The organism is Flavobacterium sp. IMCC34518 (assembly GCF_027111095.2).
Taxonomy (GTDB): Bacteria; Bacteroidota; Bacteroidia; order Flavobacteriales; family Flavobacteriaceae; genus Flavobacterium; species Flavobacterium praedii.
The window spans coordinates 2682110-2705279 of sequence record NZ_CP114284.2 but is presented as its reverse complement, the minus strand read 5'-3'; the positions used below and the strand labels follow the sequence as shown (position 1 = coordinate 2705279).

Genomic DNA, 23170 nt, shown 5'->3' with positions numbered 1-23170 from the left:
ATTGTATTGATATATCGAGCAAAGGTAAAGGATAAAAACATATAAATAAAAAAACGACTCAATTTATAGAACAAACCACAAAACATAATTTAGTTAAAATAGACAACATTCATATTCCGAATAATTTGGGCGAGTCCCCATTATTGCAAGTGGGCCACTTCACTTACTGCCTATTCGCCCACTTACAATAATGCGGTCGGGCTAACCATGCTACTTCGGTAGCTTATTTTTATCCCTCTCGCACTCGCAAGAACTGGAGTGTAACCCCAACAAATTCATTTTCCCGGAAACCCTTATGTTAATAAAAAAATGAAAATCAAGAAAAATTTACAATATTTGTCCCGCCAAAAGATTTCAATATGCTTCTAAATAATTTTTCTACCTTTCTGCTTGAAACTGGTACCGACGAAGCCGGTCGTGGATGCCTTGCTGGTCCGGTAACCGCTGCAGCCGTAATTCTACCAATAGATTTTGAAAACACAATCTTAAATGATAGCAAACAACTATCCGAAAAACTTCGAGAAAAACTTCGACCAGTTATCGAAGAACATGCTATTGCATTTGCCGTTACCCATTTGCATCCCAAAGAAATTGATGAAATAAACATTCTCAATGCTTCGATGAAAGGAATGCAGGAATGCGTCTTAAAATTAAACCAAACCCCAGAATTTATAATAGTTGACGGTAATCGAGCACTAAATGCAAAATTAGGCTTGAAGAATACTTTTGGAAAACAATTCTCAAAAGCTGAAATCGAAAGATTAAAATCAATCCCAAATCAAAGTATCATAAAAGGAGATTCGAAATATTTAAGCATTGCCGCCGCTTCCGTCTTGGCAAAAACCTATCGTGACGAATACATGGACAAAATCCATGAAGAATTCCCCATGTACAATTGGAAAAAAAACAAAGGCTATCCCACCAAAGAACATCGCGAAGCCATACGAAAATATGGCACCACAAAATACCACCGAATGAGTTTTAGGTTGCTGCCAGAGCAGTTGAAATTGGATATTTAAATTTTAACCGCAAAGACACAAAGTCGCAAAGAAAATCTGTGGCAATCTATAAAATCCGTGTTATCTGTGGCCAATAATTATAAAGTCACAAACTCCGCTTCAAACAAATCAGAGAAATGTTTTAGGATTTTTTCTTTCACTTCTTGCTCATCTACTTTTTCTACACCAAGTTCAACATTCAAAGAAGTTACCGCTTTACCACGAATTCCACATGGAATGATGTTGTCAAAATATCCCAAGTCGGCGTTGACATTTAAGGCGAATCCGTGCATCGTTACCCAGCGGGAAGCGCGAACTCCCATAGCACAAATCTTTCTGGCGAAAGGTGTTCCTACCCCCAGCCAAACTCCAGTTTCGCCTTCGCTACGGCCACATTCTATTCCGTACTCTTGTAATGTAAGAATGATGGCTTCTTCCAAGAAACGCAAGTATTTATGAATATCCGAAAAGAAATTCTCCAAATCTAGAATAGGATAACCCACAATTTGTCCCGGTCCGTGATAGGTAATATCACCACCTCGATTAATTTTATAGAAAGTGGCTCCTTTGGCTTCCAACTGTTTTTCGGATAGGAGCAAGTTGGTTAAATCTCCACTTTTTCCCAAAGTATAGACATGCGGATGTTCGACAAAAAGAAAATAATTTGGCGTTTCAACAACTGTACCTTCTCTCCTGTTCTGAATTTTTAAATCCACAATGCCTTTGAACAACTCTTCTTGGTATTCCCAAGTTGCTTTATAATCTTTATTACCTAAATCTTGAAGTTGGATGGTTTTGTTCATTTTTCTTTTTGAGAAGCTAAGATTCTTTTTTTTTGCAAAGGTACAAAGTTTTGAAAGATGTCTGTAGAACGTAAAAAAGGAAGTTTCTTCAGCTATCCTAACAGTTTTTTTTTAACTTGTTAGGTATAACATTTTCAATACGCTAAACAACAAAACACCTAACAGGTTCTGAAAACCTGTTAGAATTTGCGTCTTAATCTACCGCTTCTGGTTCCAAAACCACTTCGAGATTAGTAATTTCGGGATTTTGTTTACAATCGGTTAATAGAAATTGCAATAAAAGCGATTGACGATCGTCACTAATTTTTGCCAATGGATTGGAAACCGATTGAATTTTTCGAGGAAAATGGTAGTTCAATACATAACTCTGAACAAGTTTATAGCCTTTGTAATGGGTTTTAATTTTTTCTATTTGATCGAATTCTTTTTTTAATTGGATCGAATCGGTAATTTTTACGGTTCTGTTGAATCGGCTTCCAACATAATCGTAACTTACTTTATAATAATGCTCTTCGGCAGTCAAAGCGTAATTCTTTTTGATATTATCGGCATAGTCTTCGGCTTTATAAAGATCAACAATATCGGTAGTTTTCTTGAAGTTTTGAGAAACTGTGGCTCTAAACTCTTTTTCATAGGAGCTTTTCTTGATATGAACTTTCACATCAGCGTATCTCAAATATACATTTTGATCTTCCTTTGGTGTTCTGGCAAATGTTTCTGCATATTTTTTAAAATAATCCTTGAACACATAAGTCGTGTCTTTGAAAATATCTTCTTTTGAATATTCCTCTTTTGCCAATTGCATATAACTGTGTTCGTCTCTTAGCTCAACAACTTCAATGGTTCCGCTACCGTCTGAGTTTAGATGGAGAGTTTCTGTGACTTGACAACTTGCAGCAAAAACGAGTATAACAAGTAATAAATATTTATTCATCCTTTAAAATATGATTGTCAGTTATTTTTTTCAAATATAACTACTTTTAAATGTATTTGATCAACCTGTATTTAAATTCACAGACTTTTAGTACTTCCACTGCATTCTATTTAGATAGATATTACTTCATTTTTTGATTACATACAAAGAAAAAAAATCAAAATAATAAAAAGAAGATCGTTTGGCCGCAGAATATATTAAGTTATTGATTCCCAAAATAAAGCTCTTATTATACAAAACAAACACTATTCATCTTCATAATACTGATTTATAAATAAATAAAAAACAACTTTTTATTACAAAAAGAAGTAGTGACATTTGTGCTATTAGAAATATTTACCTAAAAAACCATATCAATTTTAAAACAACCTACATGATTCCAAACATCAAAAAATGGCTCTTTGTCTATTTGCCATTTACTACTTTTGTAATGCTTTCCAGCTGTGATAATGAAATACAATACGCCAATTACAATCCCCATTATTTGCCTAGCATTGATGCAACAAATTTACCCATAGGAAACAAAGCCATTACGATGTTTGAAGATGATGAAAGTCCATCAAAAATGTATGACAAAAAAGATCGTTGGTTTCGAGTAAACGAACCCTTACAAATAATCCAAAAAGGGAAAGATTCAATACAACTATCTCTTTATTCACCAGTTGGACTTACTGATGTAAAAATTTATGCTAAACTACCCAACTATGACAAGCGATTTTTATTATATCATTTTACAAAAATCCCTGCATTTCATCGCTCATTTCACCAAATTCCATTAGTAGCAGGAAAAAATGATTATTTACTTGAAACAGGCAATGCCGTTACAATTGATAAAATTGACGGTTTTTCTACTGGTGCAATCGAATTTTCAGTAGAATCAAGTGATCCGTTATTTGCTAAGTTCAAAAAAATAAAATCTTCCCATTTGGTTCAATTTAACGACACTTATCATATAAATGAACTAGGGAAATTTTTGCCAATGAATCCCGTTTTGGCAAAAGAAGCAATAACAATGATCATAAACTATTCCTACGCATTAAGTCATCCAATATATTATGAAACCTTTACTAATTTTGACAGATACAAACAAGAGCAAGCTACTCTAGCTGGAACTGGGATAAATGGAGCAATCAATTGGCACGGAAATACTGATGACGCTAATGGAGTTTATGATTATTTGACCAAAGCACAAATTGAACAAATATATTTAAACTATATAGATAACCGAACACTCTACATGGCTATGGTTGGAGGAGCAGCAGCACTAGGAGGAGGTCCTCTCGCTTCGCAATGGGAATCAAGTTATGTCACTGGACACTGGACAGGCGAAATGTCGGTTTGGTCACATGAATACTCCCATCATATCGGCTTCAGCCATAGTAGTAATTTAGCCAATAGCGGCGAGGGTGGCGGACAGCAAGAGATGCTAACACAATTTTATAAATATTTAATTTACTTAAACGACCTGCCTTTTACCGATCCAGAAGTACTCAAAGGCTGGACCAAAACGAATTACCTAACAGGAACTTACAAAAAACCGGTCTTTACAATATCCCCGAAAAATACTTTCTTGTTAAAATATAAAGGAGCTGGAAAATGGAATTAACAAATCAAATAAAAATGAACAAAATAGCTTTTTTTATAGCATTGCTTTTACTTTGCACCAATTGCGGTAGCGATTCATACGAAGCATTCACGCCGATAAATTACTATTACTATTACCCAACTGATGAAGCTGCAATTACTGCAAGCCAAATTGGAGATGGAACAGGCCAACTCGATCCAACAGGAATCGCTATAGCAAACGACAAATTATACATCTGTAATGGCGATGTGCTGGAAATTTTCAATGCTAAGACTTTGACTTTTATAAAAACAATTAAAAATTACACCAAAGGCAACACTACAATTCCGTTGACTAAACTATCTTCTGTGGCAATTGACAATGGCAGAATCTATCTTGGCAGTGTTGATTCAAGACTTTTTGTTATCGATGAAAATACAAATCTTGGCATCAATACCGTTGGAAATGGACAATGGTGGCAAACTTTTGTACATGTCTTTGGGGTTGCCGTTAAAGATGGATTGCTTTTTGTTAAAGAAAAAAACACAACCATCAAAGTTTTTGAAACATCCCAAATTACAGACACAAGCAATTGGAATTTGACACCAATCGCCAAATTAAACACTTTGCAAGGAAGTACCGAAATCTATTCTATGGATGTATCAACTGGAAATTTAATTGTGGCTGGACAAAATGCAAAAGGCTATTTACAGTATAACATTGCAAACATTCGAACCAATGCAACAAGTTCACTAACAACACCAATAAACCCAACAATAACACCTTTTACAAATGCAAAACCTCTTGCAATTTCTTTTAGCAGTGAATGGGCTGTAACCGCTGAAAAAGATGGAGATTTAAATTACCTACGCCTTTATCCTAAAGAAGAATTAATCAACAATACTTTCAAACCAAGGGTTAACGCTTCAGATGTTATGGGAGTAAATCCTTTTGGAACTATTGTCAGTACTGCACAACTTAACGATCGTATTTTTTTGGCAGATAACACAAACCAAAAAATAAGGATTATAAAACTGAATCAAACCACAATCGCTGAGCAAAACTAATTATCATCCATTTTATTTCTATAATTATAGGATCAAAATGCATCTATTTTTTAAAATGTAATACCTTTTACAAACTCACTTTTACTTAGAAAAAAGAAATAAAACTAGTTGTTAATTTTTAAAAAAAATGTTCCAAAAAAACCTTCATTATTAAAATAAAAACTTAAAACAAAAACTTTATCTTTGCAGACTTAAAAAACAGCATAAAATGGCCTTATCAGAACAAGAAATTATCCGTAGAGAAAAACTTCAAAACTTACGCAATTTGGGGATTAACCCTTATCCTGCACAACTTTTTCCTGTAAATCATACTTCAAAACAAATAAAGGAGTCTTTTGAAGAAGGCAAAAAGGTGATTGTTGCCGGGCGTTTGATGAGTGTGAGAGATCAAGGAAAAGCTTGTTTTGCTGAACTTCAGGATAGCGAAGGGCGTATTCAATTGTACGTGAACCGAGATGTTTTATGTGAAGGCGATGATAAAACGTTGTACAACCAAGTATTCAAAAAATTGACCGATTTGGGAGATTTTATTGGTATTGAAGGTGAATTGTTTACCACTAAAGTAGGTGCTCAATGTATTCGTGTGGATAAATTTACTTTTTTGAGTAAAACACTGCGTCCGTTGCCATTGCCAAAAGTGGACGAAGACGGAAAAGTGCACGACGCTTTTAACGATGCCGAATTGCGTTACAGAATGCGTTATGTAGATTTAACGGTGAACCAAAACGTGAAAGAGACTTTTATCAAGCGTACTAAATTGTTTAATGCAATGCGTGGTTTCTTTAATGAAGCCGGATATCTTGAAGTTGAAACTCCAGTTTTGCAATCGATTCCCGGTGGTGCTGCGGCGCGTCCGTTTATTACACATCACAACTCGCTTGACATACCGCTATATATGCGTATTGCGAACGAATTGTATTTAAAAAGATTAATTGTTGGTGGTTTTGATGGTGTGTATGAGTTTTCTAAAAACTTCCGTAACGAAGGAATGGATAGAACCCACAACCCAGAATTCACTGCAATGGAAATATATGTAGCCTACAAAGACTACAACTGGATGATGGATTTTACCGAAAACTTACTGGAACATTGCGCTATTGGCGTTAATGGTACGAGTGAAGCTACTTTTGGTGAACACAAAATCAATTTCAAAGCGCCTTATGCACGCGTTACAATGACAGATTCTATCAAACATTTTACTGGTTTTGACATTTCTGGAAAAAGTGAAGCAGAACTTTTTGACGCTGCAAAAGGGATGGGAATTGACGTAGACAAAACGATGGGGAAAGGAAAATTGATTGATGAGATTTTTGGTGCGAAATGCGAAGGAAATTATATTCAGCCAACATTTATCACTGACTATCCAAAAGAAATGTCCCCACTTTGTAAAGAGCACCGTGATAATCCTGAGTTGACAGAACGTTTTGAATTGATGGTTTGTGGAAAAGAAGTAGCCAATGCCTACTCTGAATTGAATGACCCAATTGACCAAAGAGCCCGTTTTGAAGATCAAATGCGTTTGGCTGAAAAAGGTGATGATGAAGCTACTGGAACGATAGACGAAGATTTCTTGAGAGCATTAGAATACGGAATGCCGCCAACTTCTGGTTTAGGAATTGGAATGGACCGTTTGATGATGTTTTTGACAAATAATGCTTCTATTCAGGAAGTGTTGTTTTTTCCACAAATGCGTCCTGAGAAAAAACAAGTTCATTTGGAAGAAGATGAAAAATTAATTGTTTCAATCTTGCAAGCAAACGCTAATGTTATGGAATTTGGTTTACTAAAAATCAAATCGGAATTGAGTGGTAAAAAATGGGACAAAGCCATGAAGAATCTTTCGGTTCTTGGAATGACAGAAGTTGTTGTTGATGGCGATGTGAAAGCTTGTCGATTGAAGGAGTAAATTGTATTCTAACTATATTATTACAAAAGGAGTTTCAAATTGAAGCTCCTTTTTGTATTTAAAAACATTGATTGAAAACAAATAATCTTTTCCTGTTTTCGTAACTTTACTATTCAAAACAACACGTTATGAACACTTTAGAACTAAAACAGAAAATAATGGATATGCTAAAATCTGTCGATGATGTTATCTTATTAAAGCAAATTATCCACTTACTACAGCCTGTTGATCCAAATGAAATTCTTCGTCTAAATGAAAACGAATTGGAAATGGCAAAAGATCACGAAGAAGATACACTATTTAAAAATGACCATTCTGAGGAACAACTTGACAAAGAGGATTCTGAATGGATTACTGAACTGTAAAGCGTAACAAAAACAAAAAAAGGAGCTTCAATTATTAGAAGCTCCTTTTGATTTATATACACGAATCAATATTATTTAAAAGAAAAGATCTGAGGGTTTATATTAACCATAACCCACGCCCAATTGTTTGTATGATCTGTATCTCCTGATTTCAATCTTTGCATGGTATCTGTTCCGAACATTTGGGAATAACCACCGCTTAGATTTACAAATTTATGAACAGCATAACCCATTGTAAAATCTATCTCGGTTCCTAAATAGTCATCCATTTTTTTCCCATTGACGTCTATTACCGTATTAGCAGCACTAAACATATGCGGCATTAAAGCAAATTGCCATTTTTTATTAGTATACCCTAACTTTAAAAACACATCCTGTAACCCCACAGAGTTTTTATGATTCCCTACATAAAAATAATCCATTAAACCATTAAACCCATGATTGGTCCCAAATAATGGATAAAACGATTTAACAGACTTACTCGAACTCGCTTGACTTTTACCTGACAGCAACTCATATCCTAATCCTGCTTTGAATTTTTCGGTCATATAATAATTAAAATTGAATGCTGCATCATAAGCACTTACAGAACTGCTATTATTTTTCCCTGTTTGTCCATAGAACCACATATTCGCATCCCAGTTTTTATTTTTGGTATTCAAATAAGTTCCAAATGTTTGCATATAATCGACTACTAACTCTGGAGTTGGTGTTGGAATTGGAGCTGTCAATTTATTTTCGTATCCAGTATTTAAAAATAGCAAACTCATATTTATTTTACCAATTTCAGTATGATACCATGCGTACTGCATAGTTTTATAAAGAGGCACGACATAATTGGTAGCAAGATCGGTTTCAGAATTAGCATTGTAAGCAAATCCAAGGTCCAATTGATTATTTTTATTTTTGTATGTAACTAATGCGGCATCATGACTTTGCCCTTGTTGAGCCCAATCCAATTCACCGAAGATACGCTGGTTATCATATGAAATCACTTGGCGACCAAGACGCATACTCCACTTTTCATCAAAATTATATTGTGCCCAGGCTTCGAATAATTGGATACCATTAACATCCGATTTTGTAGTTGTACCGACATCACCCCAAATTCTAACATTTTGCATTGTTAATTTGGTTACAAACTTATCCTGCTTGAAATTTAAATTCAATCGAGTTCTATTGGATATAAATTGACCAGGGTTTTCACCATATGGAATTGGAGCTTTAAAACCATTTCTAAATTCATATCGTGGTCTGATTTGAAAATTTACATCAATTTCTTGAGCGGTAACGCCAAAGCTTCCCATTACTAATAATGATAAACTGATTTTTTTAAGTAAGTTCATAGGTCTCTAATTTAATTTAGCTTTTCGGCTTGTTCGGTTATTTTTAGTATAGTTTCATCTGAGTTAACTCCCAATCCTTCTTGTTGATATGCTAATTCTCCTTCAGCATTAAAAACACTAATTATATTTGAATGTGAAAAATCCATGGGGGAAACTTTTTTATAATTCACAGACAATACCGCTGCAAATTCTCTTGTATTTTCTTCTGTTGAACGAAGAAAAACCCATTGATTTCCATCCATTTTATTTTCAACAGAAAATGATTTTAGCCGTTCAGGGGTATCGACCTCGGGATCAATACTTACCAAAACAAGTTTTACATTATCTTTGATATTCGCGGGCAAACGGGATTCAATATTTCGCATATCAGCAACCAATCTGGGACAAGCTGATTTACATGAAGTATAAATCATAACCATCACTAACACTTTGCCTTTCAAATCTTTCATTTCAATTTGCATTCCATCTTGGTTGGTCCACTTTGAGGGCAAATTATAAATTGATAAATCCGTTATTTTATTTGAAATAATGGCATTGTTATCCGTAATATTTTTTTGATTTTTATTAGAATTACAACTTTGCAATCCTAATAGAATTATTCCTAATCCTAAAATTATTTTTTTCATTTTTTGATTTAAAAAATAGAATTTATTTTTGAATATTTTTTGCGCAACGAAAGCCTAAGTTTCTTGACGCATAATTTGCTTTTAAACTAGCTCGGAAACCATAACGCATAAAAGCAGCATAATTCATTAGATCTGATGCATTGATTGAACCACTTCCACAAAAAAGATTTCTATCTGTAGCTTTATCCTTTCTTGATTCTCCAGATAAAAAAATACTATTAAAATCTGAAGTCCATTCCCAAACTAATCCATGCATATCATAAACACCCCAATAGTTTTTAAATGTTTCTCCCACTGGATTTGCATACGTTTTAGGTTTCTCATACCATGACAGTATGTATTTATTAAATTCTTCTTTGCTTCTGGCATCAATACGTTTTTCATCTGCCATTGCTACATATTCCCATTCGTCCATAGTGGGTAATCTTTTTCCTTGACATTCACAATACTTCTTTGCCACAAACCAAGAAACATTTGTCACTGGAGCATTGGGCAGATTAGCAGTACCAAAATCATAATCACTTTTCCATTGTGATAAGTAGCTTTTTTCGGCAAAGAGTCCTTTTATATTTGAACGATTGTATTGTGAGTTTTTTTTTAAAAATCCCAAAAATTGACTATTAGTAACGGGATAAACATCAATAATAAAAGAGCTTACTTCTACTGGTTTTTTATCAATGGTACCATAAAGGGGAACATAAATCCCCTTTTTTATGGTAACCATATGAGTATTTTGTGCCGATAGAATTGTTGACAATAGTAGTAAAAAAACAAGAACTACTTTTCTACATTGTAACATAGCTAAACTCATTTAAATTAAAATTTATTTTCTTTGTGCTTTAACCATTGCAAGAGTAATTGTTGTTTTTTTATTTCCCCAATTAGCATATACATAAGTCAATACGTCTGCTATTTCTTGATCATTAAGAACTTGAGGAGGCATAGGAGTAGTATACTTTTTGCCGTTAACTGTGATCGGTGCATTAGACCCTTTAATAACTTGCTTAATGGCACGATTCACATCAGCATTTAAATAATCTGATTTTGCTAATGGTGGGAATGCTCCAGGAATTCCACTACCTGTAGCTTGATGACATGCTATACAAGTTTTGGCATAGACTGCTTTACCTTTATCTACATTTTGGCTGAATCCATGTATTGCAAATCCAAATATTGCAATTGTAGTAATAAACTTTTTCATAATTTCAATTTTAATTATTTTTATTAATTCTGGTTAATATTCTTAGCATCAAGGCGAAAATCCAAATAAATAGGAAAGATATTCAATAAAAAAACGTTATCCAAACCACTTTCTTTTTATTTATTAATGTTCGGATTGACTTTTTTGTGCTTTTACCATCGCAGGCGTAACAACTGTTTTATTATTGCCCCAACTATTGTAAACATAGGTTAACACATTGGCAATTTCATCATCAGTTAAGTTTTGACTAGGCATCACACTGTTTATTTTTTTACCATTTACTGTAATTTCTCCACTTAAACCTTTTGTCACAACATCTATTGCTCGTTTTGGGTTCGCATTTAAATAATCTGATTTTGCCAAAGGAGGAAAAGCACCAGGAATTCCTTGCCCTTCAGATTGATGACAAGCAAAACAAGTAGTACTAAAAATGGCCTTACCTGCCGCAATTTGTTCGGGCACGGTTAATGCAACTTTTGCTTTTGCAACATCTTTTGCTTTTGGCATGGTTTGAATGGTTCCTCCTTCCGGCAAATAAATTCCTTCTTCGGTAGTTCCAGAATAAATGGTTTTGTCTGCAGGGCCTTCTACTTTTAACATACCCAAAGCTCCTTTATTAAAAGCTCTAAAAATAGAATGATCTACTAAAATAAAAGTGCCTGGTACGTCAACTTTAAATTCTACTATGGCAGCTCCTCCTGCAGGAATCATTGTTGTTTGAACATTTCTATTTATCATATCCCCACCTTCGATAAAAACTTTATCAAAAATCTCACCAATGACGTGAAAAGATGAAACTAAATTGGGTCCACCATTACCCATATAGATACGAACGGTCTCCCCTACTTTAGCAGTAATCGCTTTGTCTCCTGTTAAAGAACCTACTTTACCATTAAATACAACATAATCTGGCTCTTCTTTCACCGCTTTGTTCATATCGAAAGCTTGCAATCCTTGATCTCCATACTTTCCTTGAGTGTAGAAATCACCTTGCATAACGTAGTATTCTTTATCCACTGGAGGCAATCCTCCTTCTGGTTCAACCAAAATCAAACCGTACATTCCATTGGCAATGTGCATCCCAACTGGTGCAGTAGCGCAATGATACACGTACAAACCAGGATTCAAAGTTTTAAAATTAAATACTTTTTCATGTCCAGGTGCCACTAATGACGATGCCGCTCCCCCACCTTGTCCAGTTACTGCATGCAAATCAATATTGTGAGACAACTTATTATCCGGGTGATTTTCTAAGTGAAACTCTACCTCATCCCCAACTCGAGTTCTGATAAAACTTCCTGGGACAGAGCCTCCAAATGTCCAGTATGTATATTTGGTTCCATCGACCATTTCTCCTTCTAATTCTTTAATCTCTAAATGGACAACCAATTTAGTAGCCTCTCTACTTCCTATTGGTTTAGGAACTAATGGAGGCGATGTTAATTCGGCCTCTTGTTGTCCTTCGACTTTGATATACTTGTTACTATCAGCATCACTACCCGAAGTATAATGATTGAATGCTAATAATCCTAACGAAAATGTTAAGCATACTGCTAAAACAATTTTGAATCGTTTGCCTTTTTGTTGTGTTGGTTTCATGATAGTATAGGTTTGATTAATTTAAATAAAAGATGGATTTGTCTTTTATTACGGTGTAAAATTAAATGAAGAATGATAAATAGATTATGATAAAAATCATGTTTTTAACTTTTTTTTAAGGCTTGTTATAAAAAAATAATAAGTAATACAATTAGTCCTATAGTAACGCTCAAACTTACTTTCCAAAACGAATTTGCTTTTTTTAATTCCATGAATTGAAAAGCCACAAGCAGAAATTTAGAAATGGACAATCCCATTATTAACGACACTACAAAAGTTGAAATCATCATGGAATTGACTATAAAAGCCGTAGTTAAAGTGAGTACTATCAAAATTCCGTATACAAATAATAGTGATTTTCTCATTTTTAAAATATTAAATAAAGTACTGGAAATACCAACAGCCAAATCAAATCGCACATGTGCCAAAAGGCAGCACAAGCTTCAACATCTTCAACAACGGTATCTGAATTATTTTTAGTCATTCCATAATTTGTCCAAGCCAAAATAACCATTCCCATAATGACATGTATAACATGAAATCCTGTTAACAACCAATAAAAAGTATAAAACATATTGGTATCTAATGAGATTCCACTTTCAATTTTATGGTAATATTCAATGCCTTTGAGTGCCAAGAATAAAAAACCGCCTAACATAGCCAAATTAAAGAACACTGACGATTTTTGAATATTACTTTCCTTAAATTGATGTACTGCATTGGCCATAAAAAAACCGCTAGTTAATAGGAAAACAGTATTTACAACACCAAAATTGGCATTTAATTGCATTCTAGACTGATGAAAAACCGTTGCGTTTTCTCTTCCATAATAGACAAAAGCAACTAATGCCATTCCGAAAGTCAACAACTCGAGAAAAATAATAATCCACATCAATATTCCTCCTGGCGGATAGTAAATGCTTTTGTAATTTATTTTTAAGGTTTCCATTTGATTTTAGATTTTAGATTTTGTTAAACGATAGAGAAATGATTAAAGATTTTAGATATTGAAAATCAGAGTCGACTATTGTTGCTTTTATTTTTAGATCATATCAAAAAAGCAAAATCTTTTCCTTTGCCCCTGATTACTTCACTATTATTTTTATTTTCATAGGAACTCAGTGAACTTCCTTTGCAGTAGAAATCCTTTTGTACCGGTCCCGATAGCTATCGGGAGGCACAAAAGATTGTAACGAAAATCAGGAACCATATTATCTAAAAAGCCTATTCTTCTCGCTCTAAATTCTGAAATCTGCAATCTTAATTCTCAATTCTTTTTTACTCCCAATCCAATAATCTTTTTTCGCCTTCAATTTTTTTGATGTCTGTAATATCCTGAGACATTTCTATCACACCCTTGTAATTTTTGTTAGCATCCCTTACAGCAAAATAGCGAATGTAAATCAGGCGCTCCTTATAGTTTATCCAAAAAGAAGACTCATTTTGGGTTCCTTTTCTAAATTCATCCAAGATTTTAAGAACAGTTCCTACGCTTTTTGGTGGGTGGCAAAATTTAACCTCACGACCAATGATTCCTGCACTTCTAGGAAATACCCGCTCTTCTCCTCTATTGTAGAAAATAACTTTGTCATTTTCGTCCACATAAGTCAAATCAAGCGGCATGGTTCTAAAAAGTAGATTTACCTGTTCGACAGTCATATATCCCTCGTCATAATGAGAAGTGTTTTCTAATGAAAAAGGCAATTCCCTAACGGTAAAATCTTCGGATGGATGAATGTATTCCTCTTTTAGGAAAGGCGGTGGCGTTTGTGATAGCATCCAGCCAATTTCTTCTTCTCCTTTGCGCATTTCTATCCAATCGTTTTCAGCTAAAAGTTCTAATGCATTTGGGAACAGCACGTTTTCTTCTACATTCATCAATCGGTAAATTCCATCTATCAAAAAAGGAGTGTTTGTTTCAATTCTTTCGGGATTATTCATTTTGAGATAATACTGAATCAAACGAAATTGTTCTCTCAAATTATCATGAAATGACCACATTCCCTGCGAAGGTCCAACCCAGCCTTTTTTTTCCAAAAAAGGAAAAAGCTGATTTTCTTTTCGAGCAAAACGTTTTTCTATCGTAAGCAACTGATTGAATATATTGGTGTATTTTGGCAAATCTATCAACGGATTTACCGCTTTAATTTCTTCCAAAAGATTTTCTATAATTTGTTTTTCTTGAAAGTAAATCCAAATAGGATGTCCATCCGGTAGTGCTGTGGTATTGGCTGTTTTTGTCATTGTAGTTATTTTCATTTTTGAACCATTCAACTTTCTTGAAGCAAAATTTAAAACCATTAAGGCATTAAGAAAATTAAGCTTTTAGATATATTTTAAATCTTTTATCATTTATCTTAATGAAACTTAATATCTTAATGGTTCAATAAAAAAATGGTTTATTTAATTTTCATTTTTGGTGTTTTATCTTTTCGTATAATTTCACTAAAGATTGCAGCAACTCAACGGGAGTTGTTAAAATTTGATAGTGATTTTGCCCGAACATTTGTGGCAGATAATATTTAGCTTCGGCCTCGATGGCCAATGCATAGGAGTTGATATTTTTTGAGTTGAGTTCGCGAAGGGCTTGTTTCACATCATTGATTCCATATTTACCTTCGTATTTATCGTAATCATTGGGTTTCCCGTCAGAGATCAGGATGACCCATTTGTTTTTTGTACTTCGTTTGTCGAGTCGTGCTCCTGCGTGACGTAAAGCAGCTCCAATTCGGGTATAACCGCTGGGCTCTACTGCCCCTACTTTGTGTTTGGCGCTATTCCAGCTTTCGTCAAAATCTTTGAGGGTCAAGTAAGTTGAGTAATTTCTGGTTTTGGAATAAAAACTGTCTATCGAAAAGTCAATATTGAATTCGTTTAGGATTTCTCCAAACAAAATGGAAACCTCTTTTTCAACATCAATCACTCGATTTCCGGCGGCGTATCCATCGCTTGAAAGGCTGATATCCAGAAGCATCAGAATAGACAAATCCTTTTCAGTTTTTCTATTTGAAATATAAATTTTATCCGAAGGCGTCCTTTGAGAATGCACATCGACGTACAAATCGGTGATCGCATCAATATCAAATTCATCGCCTTGCGATTGGCGTTTTCGCTGTTGCATCTTGTTATTGACGTTTGTAAGCATTTTGCGCAAGCCAATTAATGTGGATGCATTGTTTGTTAATGTTTTTTTGTAATAATCGTTATCCGTTTTATGTTGTGATTTTGGATATACTTTACAAAAATTTTCTTTGTAGCTGTTTTTGCTAAAATCCCATTCGTCATAACAGTGATGAAAACCTTTGTCATCGACAGACGCACTTTCGGAAATCGTGGTGTTTTCGATGAAATCCGCTTGGTATACGGAATGGGACGTATCATCCACCCGAACGGTGTATTTCATATTCAGTTCTTCCAAGGCATCTTGATGGTCTTCGAGTTCATCTGATCCGTCAAAATCGCGCCAGTTTCCGTTGAATTCTTCGGCGGTTTCCACTTTTTCAAAATTATGCAGCATTACATAATCTTCTTGTTGTTTTTTATCAAGTTCCACTGTGATCACTTCCTCAACGGCTTTAGCTTTAAGTGTAGTTAAAGGTTGAATTTCATTTGGTTTTTTGGTCTTATCCGAAAAATTTTGAAGTACGTCTTCTTTGTCTGTTTCCACTTCATTCTTCATCCATTTGCCAAACAACCAAGAGAAATCAGGTTCGTTTTTAGCAGTTCCTTTTGGGCTAAGGTAATCTTTGGCTTTCGCCAAAAACTGTCTGTCGATGGAAAATTCTTCAAACAAAACCGAAAGGATTTCTTCGGAGGTTTCCAATGCTTTTTGTTGAGAATGAACTAAAGTTGGTTCAGTTTCTTCAGTAGTCCAATTGTAATTCAAACGTTGCTGTACACTTAAATATAAAATTCTGAAATGATAAAAAGTAAGATTCTCTTCCAGCGTAGGGCATTCACAAAAGGAGATTGGCAGAAAAAAATTATTGTTTTTGTAACCTCCTTCCCTTTCGGCAGGAAATATTTCTATTGGATTGCCAGTTATAGCTCTAGCCATAATGGTCAGGCGCGATTTAATTTGGCTCAAAAAAATCGTTCTACTTTCTATTTCGGGATTGGTTTTTTTTCTACTTTTTAAATGCTTGAAAAATTTTCCAACTAAATATTCATCTATCTCGAAACCCATAATAAGCCCCCTAGCCCCCGAAGGGTGAACTCCTATTAGGGGTCAATAGGATTTAAATTATTAAAAAATAATATCAATACAATTTATTCATGTAAGGTTTTATTCCCCCTTCGGGGGTTAGGGGGCTTATATCATCAAATTGCATAAATCTTTCAGTGCTTCCAATGTTTGCAAATCATCGGTTAATGGCTCTACGACAGCTACGTGAACCGACAGTCGTTTTGGCAATCCGCTGTGAATGATTTTTGCGGCATCTACGAGAAGTCGTGTCGAAACAGTTTCGGTCAATCCTAACTCGGTTAAGTTTCTAATTTTGTTGCCGATCGCGACAAGCTTTTTGGCTATATCGCTGTCGATATTGGTTTCATTTATCAATATTTCAGTTTCAATTTTTGGCTCTGGGTAATCAAACGAAACGGCAATAAACCGTTGACGAGTCGAAGGTTTTAGTTCTTTGAATCCTCTTTGATATCCGGGATTGAAAGAGGCTACCAGCATAAAATCATCGTGTGCTTTAATCGTTTCTCCCAATTTGTCTATAAACAGTACGCGTCGGTGATCGGTAAGGGAATGGATGGCAACTATTACATCGGGACGGGCTTCCGCAACCTCGTCGAGGTAGATAATCGCGCCTTCTTTTACGGCAGTGGTCAAAGGCCCATCAAGCCAAACGGTTTCGGCTCCTTTGATGATGAACCGACCAATTAAATCGGTTGAAGAAGTTTCTTCATGACAACTGATCGTAATGAGCTTTTTATTCAATTGATGCGCCATATACTCCACAAAACGGGACTTTCCTGTTCCAGTAGGTCCTTTCAACAAGAACGGAATTTTGTTTTTATAGGAGTGTTCAAAGACATCAACTTCTTTGCCTACTGAGTGGTAATAGGGTACAGGTATTAAAGTATCTACTAACATATTTTTATTTTTTATGAAAAAACCGAAACGCAAAACAATCGTTTTTAGGGAAATGGAGGTCAAAAACTGTTGCCAAAACGTTCCGGTTAAAAAAGGGCTCGATTAGTTTTTTTGTGTGTTCCTGCAAGGTCTTTTTTGGACCTTGTAGGTATCTTATGTTTGGTGTTTATACCTACAAGGTTTGAAAAAAAACCTTGCAGAATAACTTCATAATTAGCAAGAACAAAAAGATCTTGAAATCCGTGAAGCTGCGTGAGGGATAAAACAAGGCGCCATAGCGCTCGTGATAGCCCGACCGCATGGAGGAAAGGGGGCGAATATGCGGTCCGAAAGTTGCCCCCTTTTCTCCATGTGGTCACGCCCAAATATCATTTATTTTATTTCCAAAGCCTCATCGGTTGGTCGGCCGTATTTTACAAAATCATAGATAAACAAAGCAATTCCTGTGGTGAACATGGTGGCACAAATGAGCAATACCACAAAGTGAATACTGATTTCGTTTTGTACAACCATGAATTCCATTTTCATTTTTCGTTCCAAATACACTTGCACGACACCTGCAACTCCAAAAGCAACTGTCATTCCCAACATACCAATATTGGACAACCAAAAAGCGGCCATTCCTGTGGTGCTTTGGTATCTTTTTCGGCCCGTTAGATTGGGTAATGCATAACTAATTATAGCCAAAACAATCATGGCATACGCACCCCAGAACGCATAATGTCCGTGCATGGCGGTAACCAAAGTTCCGTGTGTATAAAGATTGGTTTGTGGCAAAGTGTGTGCAAAACCAAGCAATCCTGCTCCTACAAAAGAAACGATAGACGAACCGATTGTCCAGAATAAAGCAATCTTGTTGGGATGGCTTTTTTCGCCTTTGCGGTACATATTCACGGCGAACAAAGCCATTGCCAAGAAAGCCAAAGGTTCTAGTGCGGAGAAAATACCACCAACGATCAACCAAATTTTGTTTACTCCTATATAATAATAGTGGTGTCCGGTTCCTAAAACTCCCGAAAGAAAAGTCAATCCAACGATTACATATAGCCATTTTTCGATCACTTCTCTATCGACACCCGTCAATTTGATCAATAAATACGAAAGAATACCTCCCATAATTAGCTCCCAAACACCTTCAACCCACAAGTGAACTACCCACCAACGGAAGAAGGAATCCATTACCTGACTGTCAAACCAAATCATTCCTGGTAGATACAATAAAGCGGCAAACAACAATCCCATTGACAATACTAAAGCTGTGGTGGTTTTTCGTTTTGCCTTGAAAAGTGTTCCTAAAATCAGCCCTAAGAACAGCAATACATTGATTACAACCAAGAAATCCAATTCTCTTGGAATTTCCAGAAATTTTCTGCCTTCCCAGTGGTTGAAGTGAAAACCAACAATAGCCACAACTCCAACTACGGCGAGTGAAATTAATTGTACATACGCCCATTTTACGCTTATTAGTTCGCGTTGCGATTCTTCGGGGATAATGTAATAGGCTGCTCCCATAAAACCCGTCAACAGCCAAACAACCAACAAATTGGTATGCACGGCGCGGGCTACATTAAACGGAACAATATCGTGTAATCCTTGAAGGCCAATTCGGTCAAAGCCCATGATAAAACCGTAGATAATTTGCAGGGAGAACAACAACATGCACAGTGCAAAAAACCAATAGGCTACTTTTTGTGATTTATATTTCATTTTTGTTAATTTTATTTGTTATTTGTCAAAAATGGTATCGCTTTTTTTTATTTGTTTTAGCTTACGCAAAGTTTTAATTGCTAGCGATTTCATATTTTTAAAATTAGTGAGTAGTGAATAGTGAGTAGTGCATGCTTGCGAAAATCACCATTCGATTCATTTTCATATTAATTTGCTTTAGCTAAAGGAGAGACAATGCGGTCAAACCCATTCAAATCGATTTTTCCGATCCACTTGAAGTAAGCAACGACTGCATTTGCGTCTTTTTCATTCATATTGTAGGCTACCATTTTTCGCCCATTTGGCGCCCAAGGTATTGGTGACATCAATACGGCTTTGACATAGCCTTCACCTCTTCGGTCGATAACTTTAGTCAGTTCGGGAGCATAATAGCCTCCTTCGCCCAAAATGGTGTGACAACCCATGCAATTGTTGTGTTCCCAAATTTCTTTTCCTCTCACTACTTGTTTGTCAATAGCCTTGTAGTTGGTTTGATCATTTCTGGGCATAAACGAATAAACGGTCAATCCTATAAAGATTAAAAAGGTGACCAGTGTTCCTCCCAGAAAAAATGCTCGTGCTTGTGATTTTGAAAGCATAATAATCTGTTTTTTGTTGGTTAATAAATTTCGATTTAAATAAAAGACAATAATGTCTTTTATTGTCCGACAAATATAAAAGATAATTTTATCTTTTATTGATTTATTTTTAAATATTTTAAATAAAAAATATTTTTTACTTTACTTTAAAAATTACAAAACTTTTTATCATAAAAAGATAATTCTTTTAAGTTTTCAACAACAAAATGTTCTTAACTCGTGTCAAGAATATGATAAAAATCATGTTCTAGGTTTTTAAATTGTCGTAAAATTATACAATCAAAAAAAGAAGATTCCCAAATCTCATTCTTTTCGTAATCAAACAATTACATAAATAATAAAATAATATATTTAATTAAGGATAAATTTGTCTTTTATTAAATTATCACCTATTTTTGTGCTCTAATTTTAATTATATAAAATACAACATTATGGAAACTTTAGAGAAAATCACAATTGGTGAATATGTAGCAAAAGACTTTAGAACAGCCGCTTTATTTTCAAAATATGGCATTGATTTTTGCTGTAATGGAAACAGAAGCATTGAAGAAGCTTGCCAGAAAAAAGCAGTAAATCCTAATGATTTATTACAAGAAATAGAAACAGTTTTATCAGCGAAAAGTGATTCGGGGATTGATTTTAATGCATGGCCCATCGATTTATTAGCGGACTATATTGAGAAAACGCATCACCGTTATGTTTTGGAAAAAACACCTATTCTACTTCAATTTTTAGATAAATTAAGCAGAGTACATGGAGCCAATCATCCAGAGTTATTAGAGATAAATGAATTATTCAAAGGGTGTGCAGGAGAATTGGCACAACATATGAAAAAAGAAGAATTGATTTTATTTCCTTTTGTCAAAAAAATGGTTCATGCCCTAATAGCTGATGAATTGATGGAACAACCTCATTTTGGAACGGTAGAAAACCCTATCGCGATGATGATGCACGAACACGATGCAGAAGGAGAACGTTTTAGAAAAATAGCAGCATTAAGTAATAATTATACGCCTCCAGCTGATGCGTGCAATACGTATAAAGTAACATTTGCCATGTTACAGGAATTTGAAGCGGATTTGCACAAACACATACACTTGGAAAACAATATTTTATTTCCAAAAGCAACTAAGCTCGAAAAGGATTTTTCGACACAATTATAAAAAAATAACCACTTAAAATCAACAACTATGGAAAATTATGTAATTAAAAGGAATGGAAAATACAAGCCATTTGAAAGTTTCAAAATTAAAGATGCTATCGAAAAAAGTTTCAATAGTGTATCCGTAGTGGTTGACGAAAGTATCTTTGAAAGCGTGACGATCCAATTGGAAAATAAATTAGTTTGGTCAGTTGAAGAGATTCAGGATTTAATTGAAAAAAAATTATTTGAAAAAAAATATTTTGATGTAATGCGTTCTTTTATGTTGTTCAGACATACCAGAAAATTACAACGCGAGCATATAGCTGGATTAAATGATGATACCACTTATGTAGACAGCACCCAAACTATTGAAGAATATATAGAACAAACCGATTGGCGCATCAATGCCAATGCAAACACTTCCTATTCAAATGCTGGATTGGTGAATAATGTAGCTGGAAAAATAATAGCCAACTACTGGTTGGATAAAGTGTATACCAAAGAAGAAGGATATGCACATCGTAATGGCGATATTCACATCCACGATTTGGATTGTCTCACAGGATATTGTGCCGGTTGGAGTTTGAGAGTGCTTCTCAATGAGGGTTTCAATGGCGTAAGAGGTCGTGTAGAGAGCAAGCCGCCTTCCCATTTTAGAGAAGCTTTGGGACAAATGGCAAACTTTCTTGGGATTTTGCAAAGTGAATGGGCAGGAGCGCAAGCCTTTAGCTCTTTTGACACTTATCTTGCTCCGTATGTATTTAAAGACAATTTAGGATTTGATGATGTACTAAAAGCCGTAAGAGGATTTGTTTACAACCTAAATGTTCCGGCACGTTGGGGACAATCCCCTTTTACGAATATCACTTTGGATTGGATTGTCCCAGACGATTTAAAAACCCAGATTCCAACTAAAAATGACCAACATATTTTTAAAGAAAGTATAACTTCAGACCTACTGATAAGAGCAAAAAAAAGAGGGGTTTCTAAGGTAACCGATTTAAGATATGAGCATTTTCAAAAAGAAATGAACCTGATCAACAAAGCGTATTATACCGTAATGACTGAAGGTGATGCTAATGGACAGCCCTTTACTTTTCCAATTCCAACGGTAAATATTACCGAAGCTTTTGATTGGGATGGAGAAAATACCGATTTACTTTTTGAAAATACGGCAAAAATAGGATCTTCTTATTTCCAGAATTTCATCGGTAGTCAATATGTTTTAGACGAAAATGGAAACCAAATTGAGAATGAGAATGCTTATAAGCCCAATGCAGTTCGAAGTATGTGTTGCCGTTTGCAACTTGATTTACGTGAATTGCTAAAACGTGGAAATGGCCTTTTCGGAAGTGCCGAAATGACGGGAAGTATTGGAGTTGTAACAATCAATATGGCGCGATTGGGCTATTTGAACAAAGGAAACAAAGACACTTTATATGAACAATTGGATCAGCTTTTATACATAGCCAAATCAACTTTGGAGAAAAAAAGAGTCTTTATTCAAGAAATGTATGACCGTGGATTGTATCCATATACAAAACGTTATTTGCAGCATTTCAGAAACCACTTTTCAACCATTGGTGTGAATGGAATGAATGAAATGATTGAAAATTTCACTAAAAACAAAGACAATGTCACCTCAGAAACAGGTATAGAATTTGCTTCGGGAATCCTAGATCACATTCGAAACAGAATGAAAGAATTTCAAGAAGAGACTGGAAACCTATACAATCTTGAAGCAACTCCTGCCGAAGGGACAACCTATCGATTTGCCAAAGAAGATAAAAAACGCTATGATGACATTATTCAAGCAGGTCAAGAGGAAAATATCTATTATACCAACAGTTCTCAAATCCCAGTTGATTTTACTCAAGATCCCTATGAAGCTTTAATACTACAAGACCAATTGCAATGCAAATATACTGGAGGCACTGTTTTGCACTTGTACATGAGTGAAAAAATAAGTTCGCCAGAAGCCTGCAAACAATTTGTAAAAAAAGTAATTTCCAATTTTAGATTGCCATACATCACCGTAACTCCTGTATTTAGTGTTTGCCCGGTTCATGGTTACTTGAATGGAGAACATGAATATTGCCCAAAATGTGATGAAATTATAATTGAAGAAAAAGCAAAATTTATTGAAATTTAAAAAAATGGTTTAAGATTGTTTAAACTCTTAAACAACTTTAAACTTTTAAACAATT

The 23170-nt window shown here is 34.9% G+C and carries 21 protein-coding genes; 7 read left to right on the top strand and 14 right to left on the bottom strand.

Features of this window, described 5'->3' with window-relative positions; all coding sequences use genetic code 11:
• The first annotated feature begins 359 nt into the window (after nt 1–359).
• Entirely contained in the window at nt 360–1019 is a 660-nt protein-coding gene (locus tag OZP06_RS11450) for a ribonuclease HII (RefSeq protein ID WP_269221962.1), read from the top strand.
• Nucleotides 1020–1096: 77 nt separating this feature from the next.
• Here OZP06_RS11450 and lipB read toward each other — a convergent pair whose 3' ends face one another.
• On the bottom strand, nt 1097–1801 hold the full coding sequence (lipB, locus tag OZP06_RS11445; protein WP_269221961.1) for a lipoyl(octanoyl) transferase LipB: 705 nt from the start codon (nt 1799–1801) through the stop codon (nt 1097–1099).
• A gap of 193 nt (nt 1802–1994) precedes the next feature.
• On the bottom strand, nt 1995–2735 hold the full coding sequence (locus OZP06_RS11440; RefSeq protein ID WP_269221960.1) for a hypothetical protein: 741 nt from the start codon (nt 2733–2735) through the stop codon (nt 1995–1997).
• 373 nt (nt 2736–3108) lie between these two features.
• Here OZP06_RS11440 and OZP06_RS11435 point away from each other — a divergent pair, with 373 nt between their 5' ends.
• From OZP06_RS11435 to OZP06_RS11420, 4 genes are all read left to right on the top strand, one after another.
• Entirely contained in the window at nt 3109–4341 is a 1233-nt protein-coding gene (locus tag OZP06_RS11435; protein ID WP_269221959.1) for a hypothetical protein, read from the top strand.
• A gap of 14 nt (nt 4342–4355) precedes the next feature.
• A complete protein-coding gene (locus OZP06_RS11430; RefSeq protein WP_269221958.1) occupies nt 4356–5366 on the top strand; it encodes a hypothetical protein in 1011 nt (336 codons plus the stop codon).
• A gap of 208 nt (nt 5367–5574) precedes the next feature.
• Nucleotides 5575–7272, top strand: a complete 1698-nt coding sequence (lysS, locus tag OZP06_RS11425; RefSeq protein ID WP_269221957.1) for a lysine--tRNA ligase — start codon at nt 5575–5577, stop codon at nt 7270–7272.
• Between the two features lie 128 nt (nt 7273–7400).
• Nucleotides 7401–7637 (top strand): hypothetical protein, encoded by a 237-nt coding sequence (locus tag OZP06_RS11420; protein ID WP_269221956.1) that lies wholly within the window; start codon nt 7401–7403, stop codon nt 7635–7637.
• 71 nt (nt 7638–7708) lie between these two features.
• Here the strand turns inward: OZP06_RS11420 and OZP06_RS11415 are convergent, their stop codons facing one another.
• The 12 genes from OZP06_RS11415 to OZP06_RS11360 form a co-directional block, all read right to left on the bottom strand.
• Nucleotides 7709–8983 (bottom strand): alginate export family protein, encoded by a 1275-nt coding sequence (locus OZP06_RS11415; protein ID WP_281323742.1) that lies wholly within the window; start codon nt 8981–8983, stop codon nt 7709–7711.
• Nucleotides 8984–8994: 11 nt separating this feature from the next.
• Nucleotides 8995–9609, bottom strand: coding sequence for an SCO family protein (locus OZP06_RS11410; RefSeq protein ID WP_281237749.1), 615 nt, complete (start codon nt 9607–9609; stop codon nt 8995–8997).
• A gap of 22 nt (nt 9610–9631) precedes the next feature.
• Nucleotides 9632–10420 carry a formylglycine-generating enzyme family protein gene (locus OZP06_RS11405; protein ID WP_281323741.1) on the bottom strand — a complete coding sequence of 263 codons (789 nt, stop codon included), beginning with the start codon at nt 10418–10420 and terminating at the stop codon, nt 9632–9634.
• Nucleotides 10421–10432: 12 nt separating this feature from the next.
• Entirely contained in the window at nt 10433–10810 is a 378-nt protein-coding gene (locus OZP06_RS11400) for a cytochrome c (RefSeq protein WP_348651432.1), read from the bottom strand.
• 123 nt (nt 10811–10933) lie between these two features.
• Nucleotides 10934–12409, bottom strand: a complete 1476-nt coding sequence (gene nirK, locus OZP06_RS11395; protein WP_269221953.1) for a copper-containing nitrite reductase — start codon at nt 12407–12409, stop codon at nt 10934–10936.
• A gap of 125 nt (nt 12410–12534) precedes the next feature.
• Nucleotides 12535–12774 carry a cytochrome C oxidase subunit IV family protein gene (locus OZP06_RS11390; protein ID WP_269221952.1) on the bottom strand — a complete coding sequence of 80 codons (240 nt, stop codon included), beginning with the start codon at nt 12772–12774 and terminating at the stop codon, nt 12535–12537.
• Nucleotides 12775–12776: 2 nt separating this feature from the next.
• Nucleotides 12777–13358: a cytochrome c oxidase subunit 3 gene (locus tag OZP06_RS11385; protein ID WP_269221951.1), complete on the bottom strand. Its 582-nt coding sequence runs from the start codon at nt 13356–13358 to the stop codon at nt 12777–12779.
• Between the two features lie 329 nt (nt 13359–13687).
• Nucleotides 13688–14668, bottom strand: coding sequence for a PAS domain-containing protein (locus OZP06_RS11380; protein ID WP_281323740.1), 981 nt, complete (start codon nt 14666–14668; stop codon nt 13688–13690).
• Between the two features lie 151 nt (nt 14669–14819).
• Complete coding sequence (locus OZP06_RS11375; protein ID WP_269221950.1) at nt 14820–16466, bottom strand: VWA domain-containing protein; 1647 nt, start codon at nt 16464–16466, stop codon at nt 14820–14822.
• A 255-nt stretch (nt 16467–16721) separates the two neighbouring features.
• Nucleotides 16722–17513, bottom strand: a complete 792-nt coding sequence (locus OZP06_RS11370; protein WP_269221949.1) for a CbbQ/NirQ/NorQ/GpvN family protein — start codon at nt 17511–17513, stop codon at nt 16722–16724.
• Between the two features lie 372 nt (nt 17514–17885).
• Nucleotides 17886–19220, bottom strand: coding sequence for a cbb3-type cytochrome c oxidase subunit I (locus OZP06_RS11365; RefSeq protein ID WP_269221948.1), 1335 nt, complete (start codon nt 19218–19220; stop codon nt 17886–17888).
• 167 nt (nt 19221–19387) lie between these two features.
• Nucleotides 19388–19819 carry a cytochrome c gene (locus OZP06_RS11360; protein ID WP_269221947.1) on the bottom strand — a complete coding sequence of 144 codons (432 nt, stop codon included), beginning with the start codon at nt 19817–19819 and terminating at the stop codon, nt 19388–19390.
• A gap of 431 nt (nt 19820–20250) precedes the next feature.
• Between OZP06_RS11360 and ric the strand changes: the two genes are divergently transcribed.
• Both ric and OZP06_RS11350 read left to right on the top strand, forming a co-directional pair.
• The gene (gene ric / locus OZP06_RS11355; RefSeq protein WP_269221946.1) at nt 20251–20982 is read left to right on the top strand and encodes an iron-sulfur cluster repair di-iron protein; all 732 of its coding nucleotides are present in this window, start codon (nt 20251–20253) and stop codon (nt 20980–20982) included.
• A gap of 27 nt (nt 20983–21009) precedes the next feature.
• A complete protein-coding gene (locus OZP06_RS11350) occupies nt 21010–23115 on the top strand; it encodes a ribonucleoside triphosphate reductase (RefSeq protein WP_281323739.1) in 2106 nt (701 codons plus the stop codon).
• Nucleotides 23116–23170 lie beyond the last annotated feature (55 nt).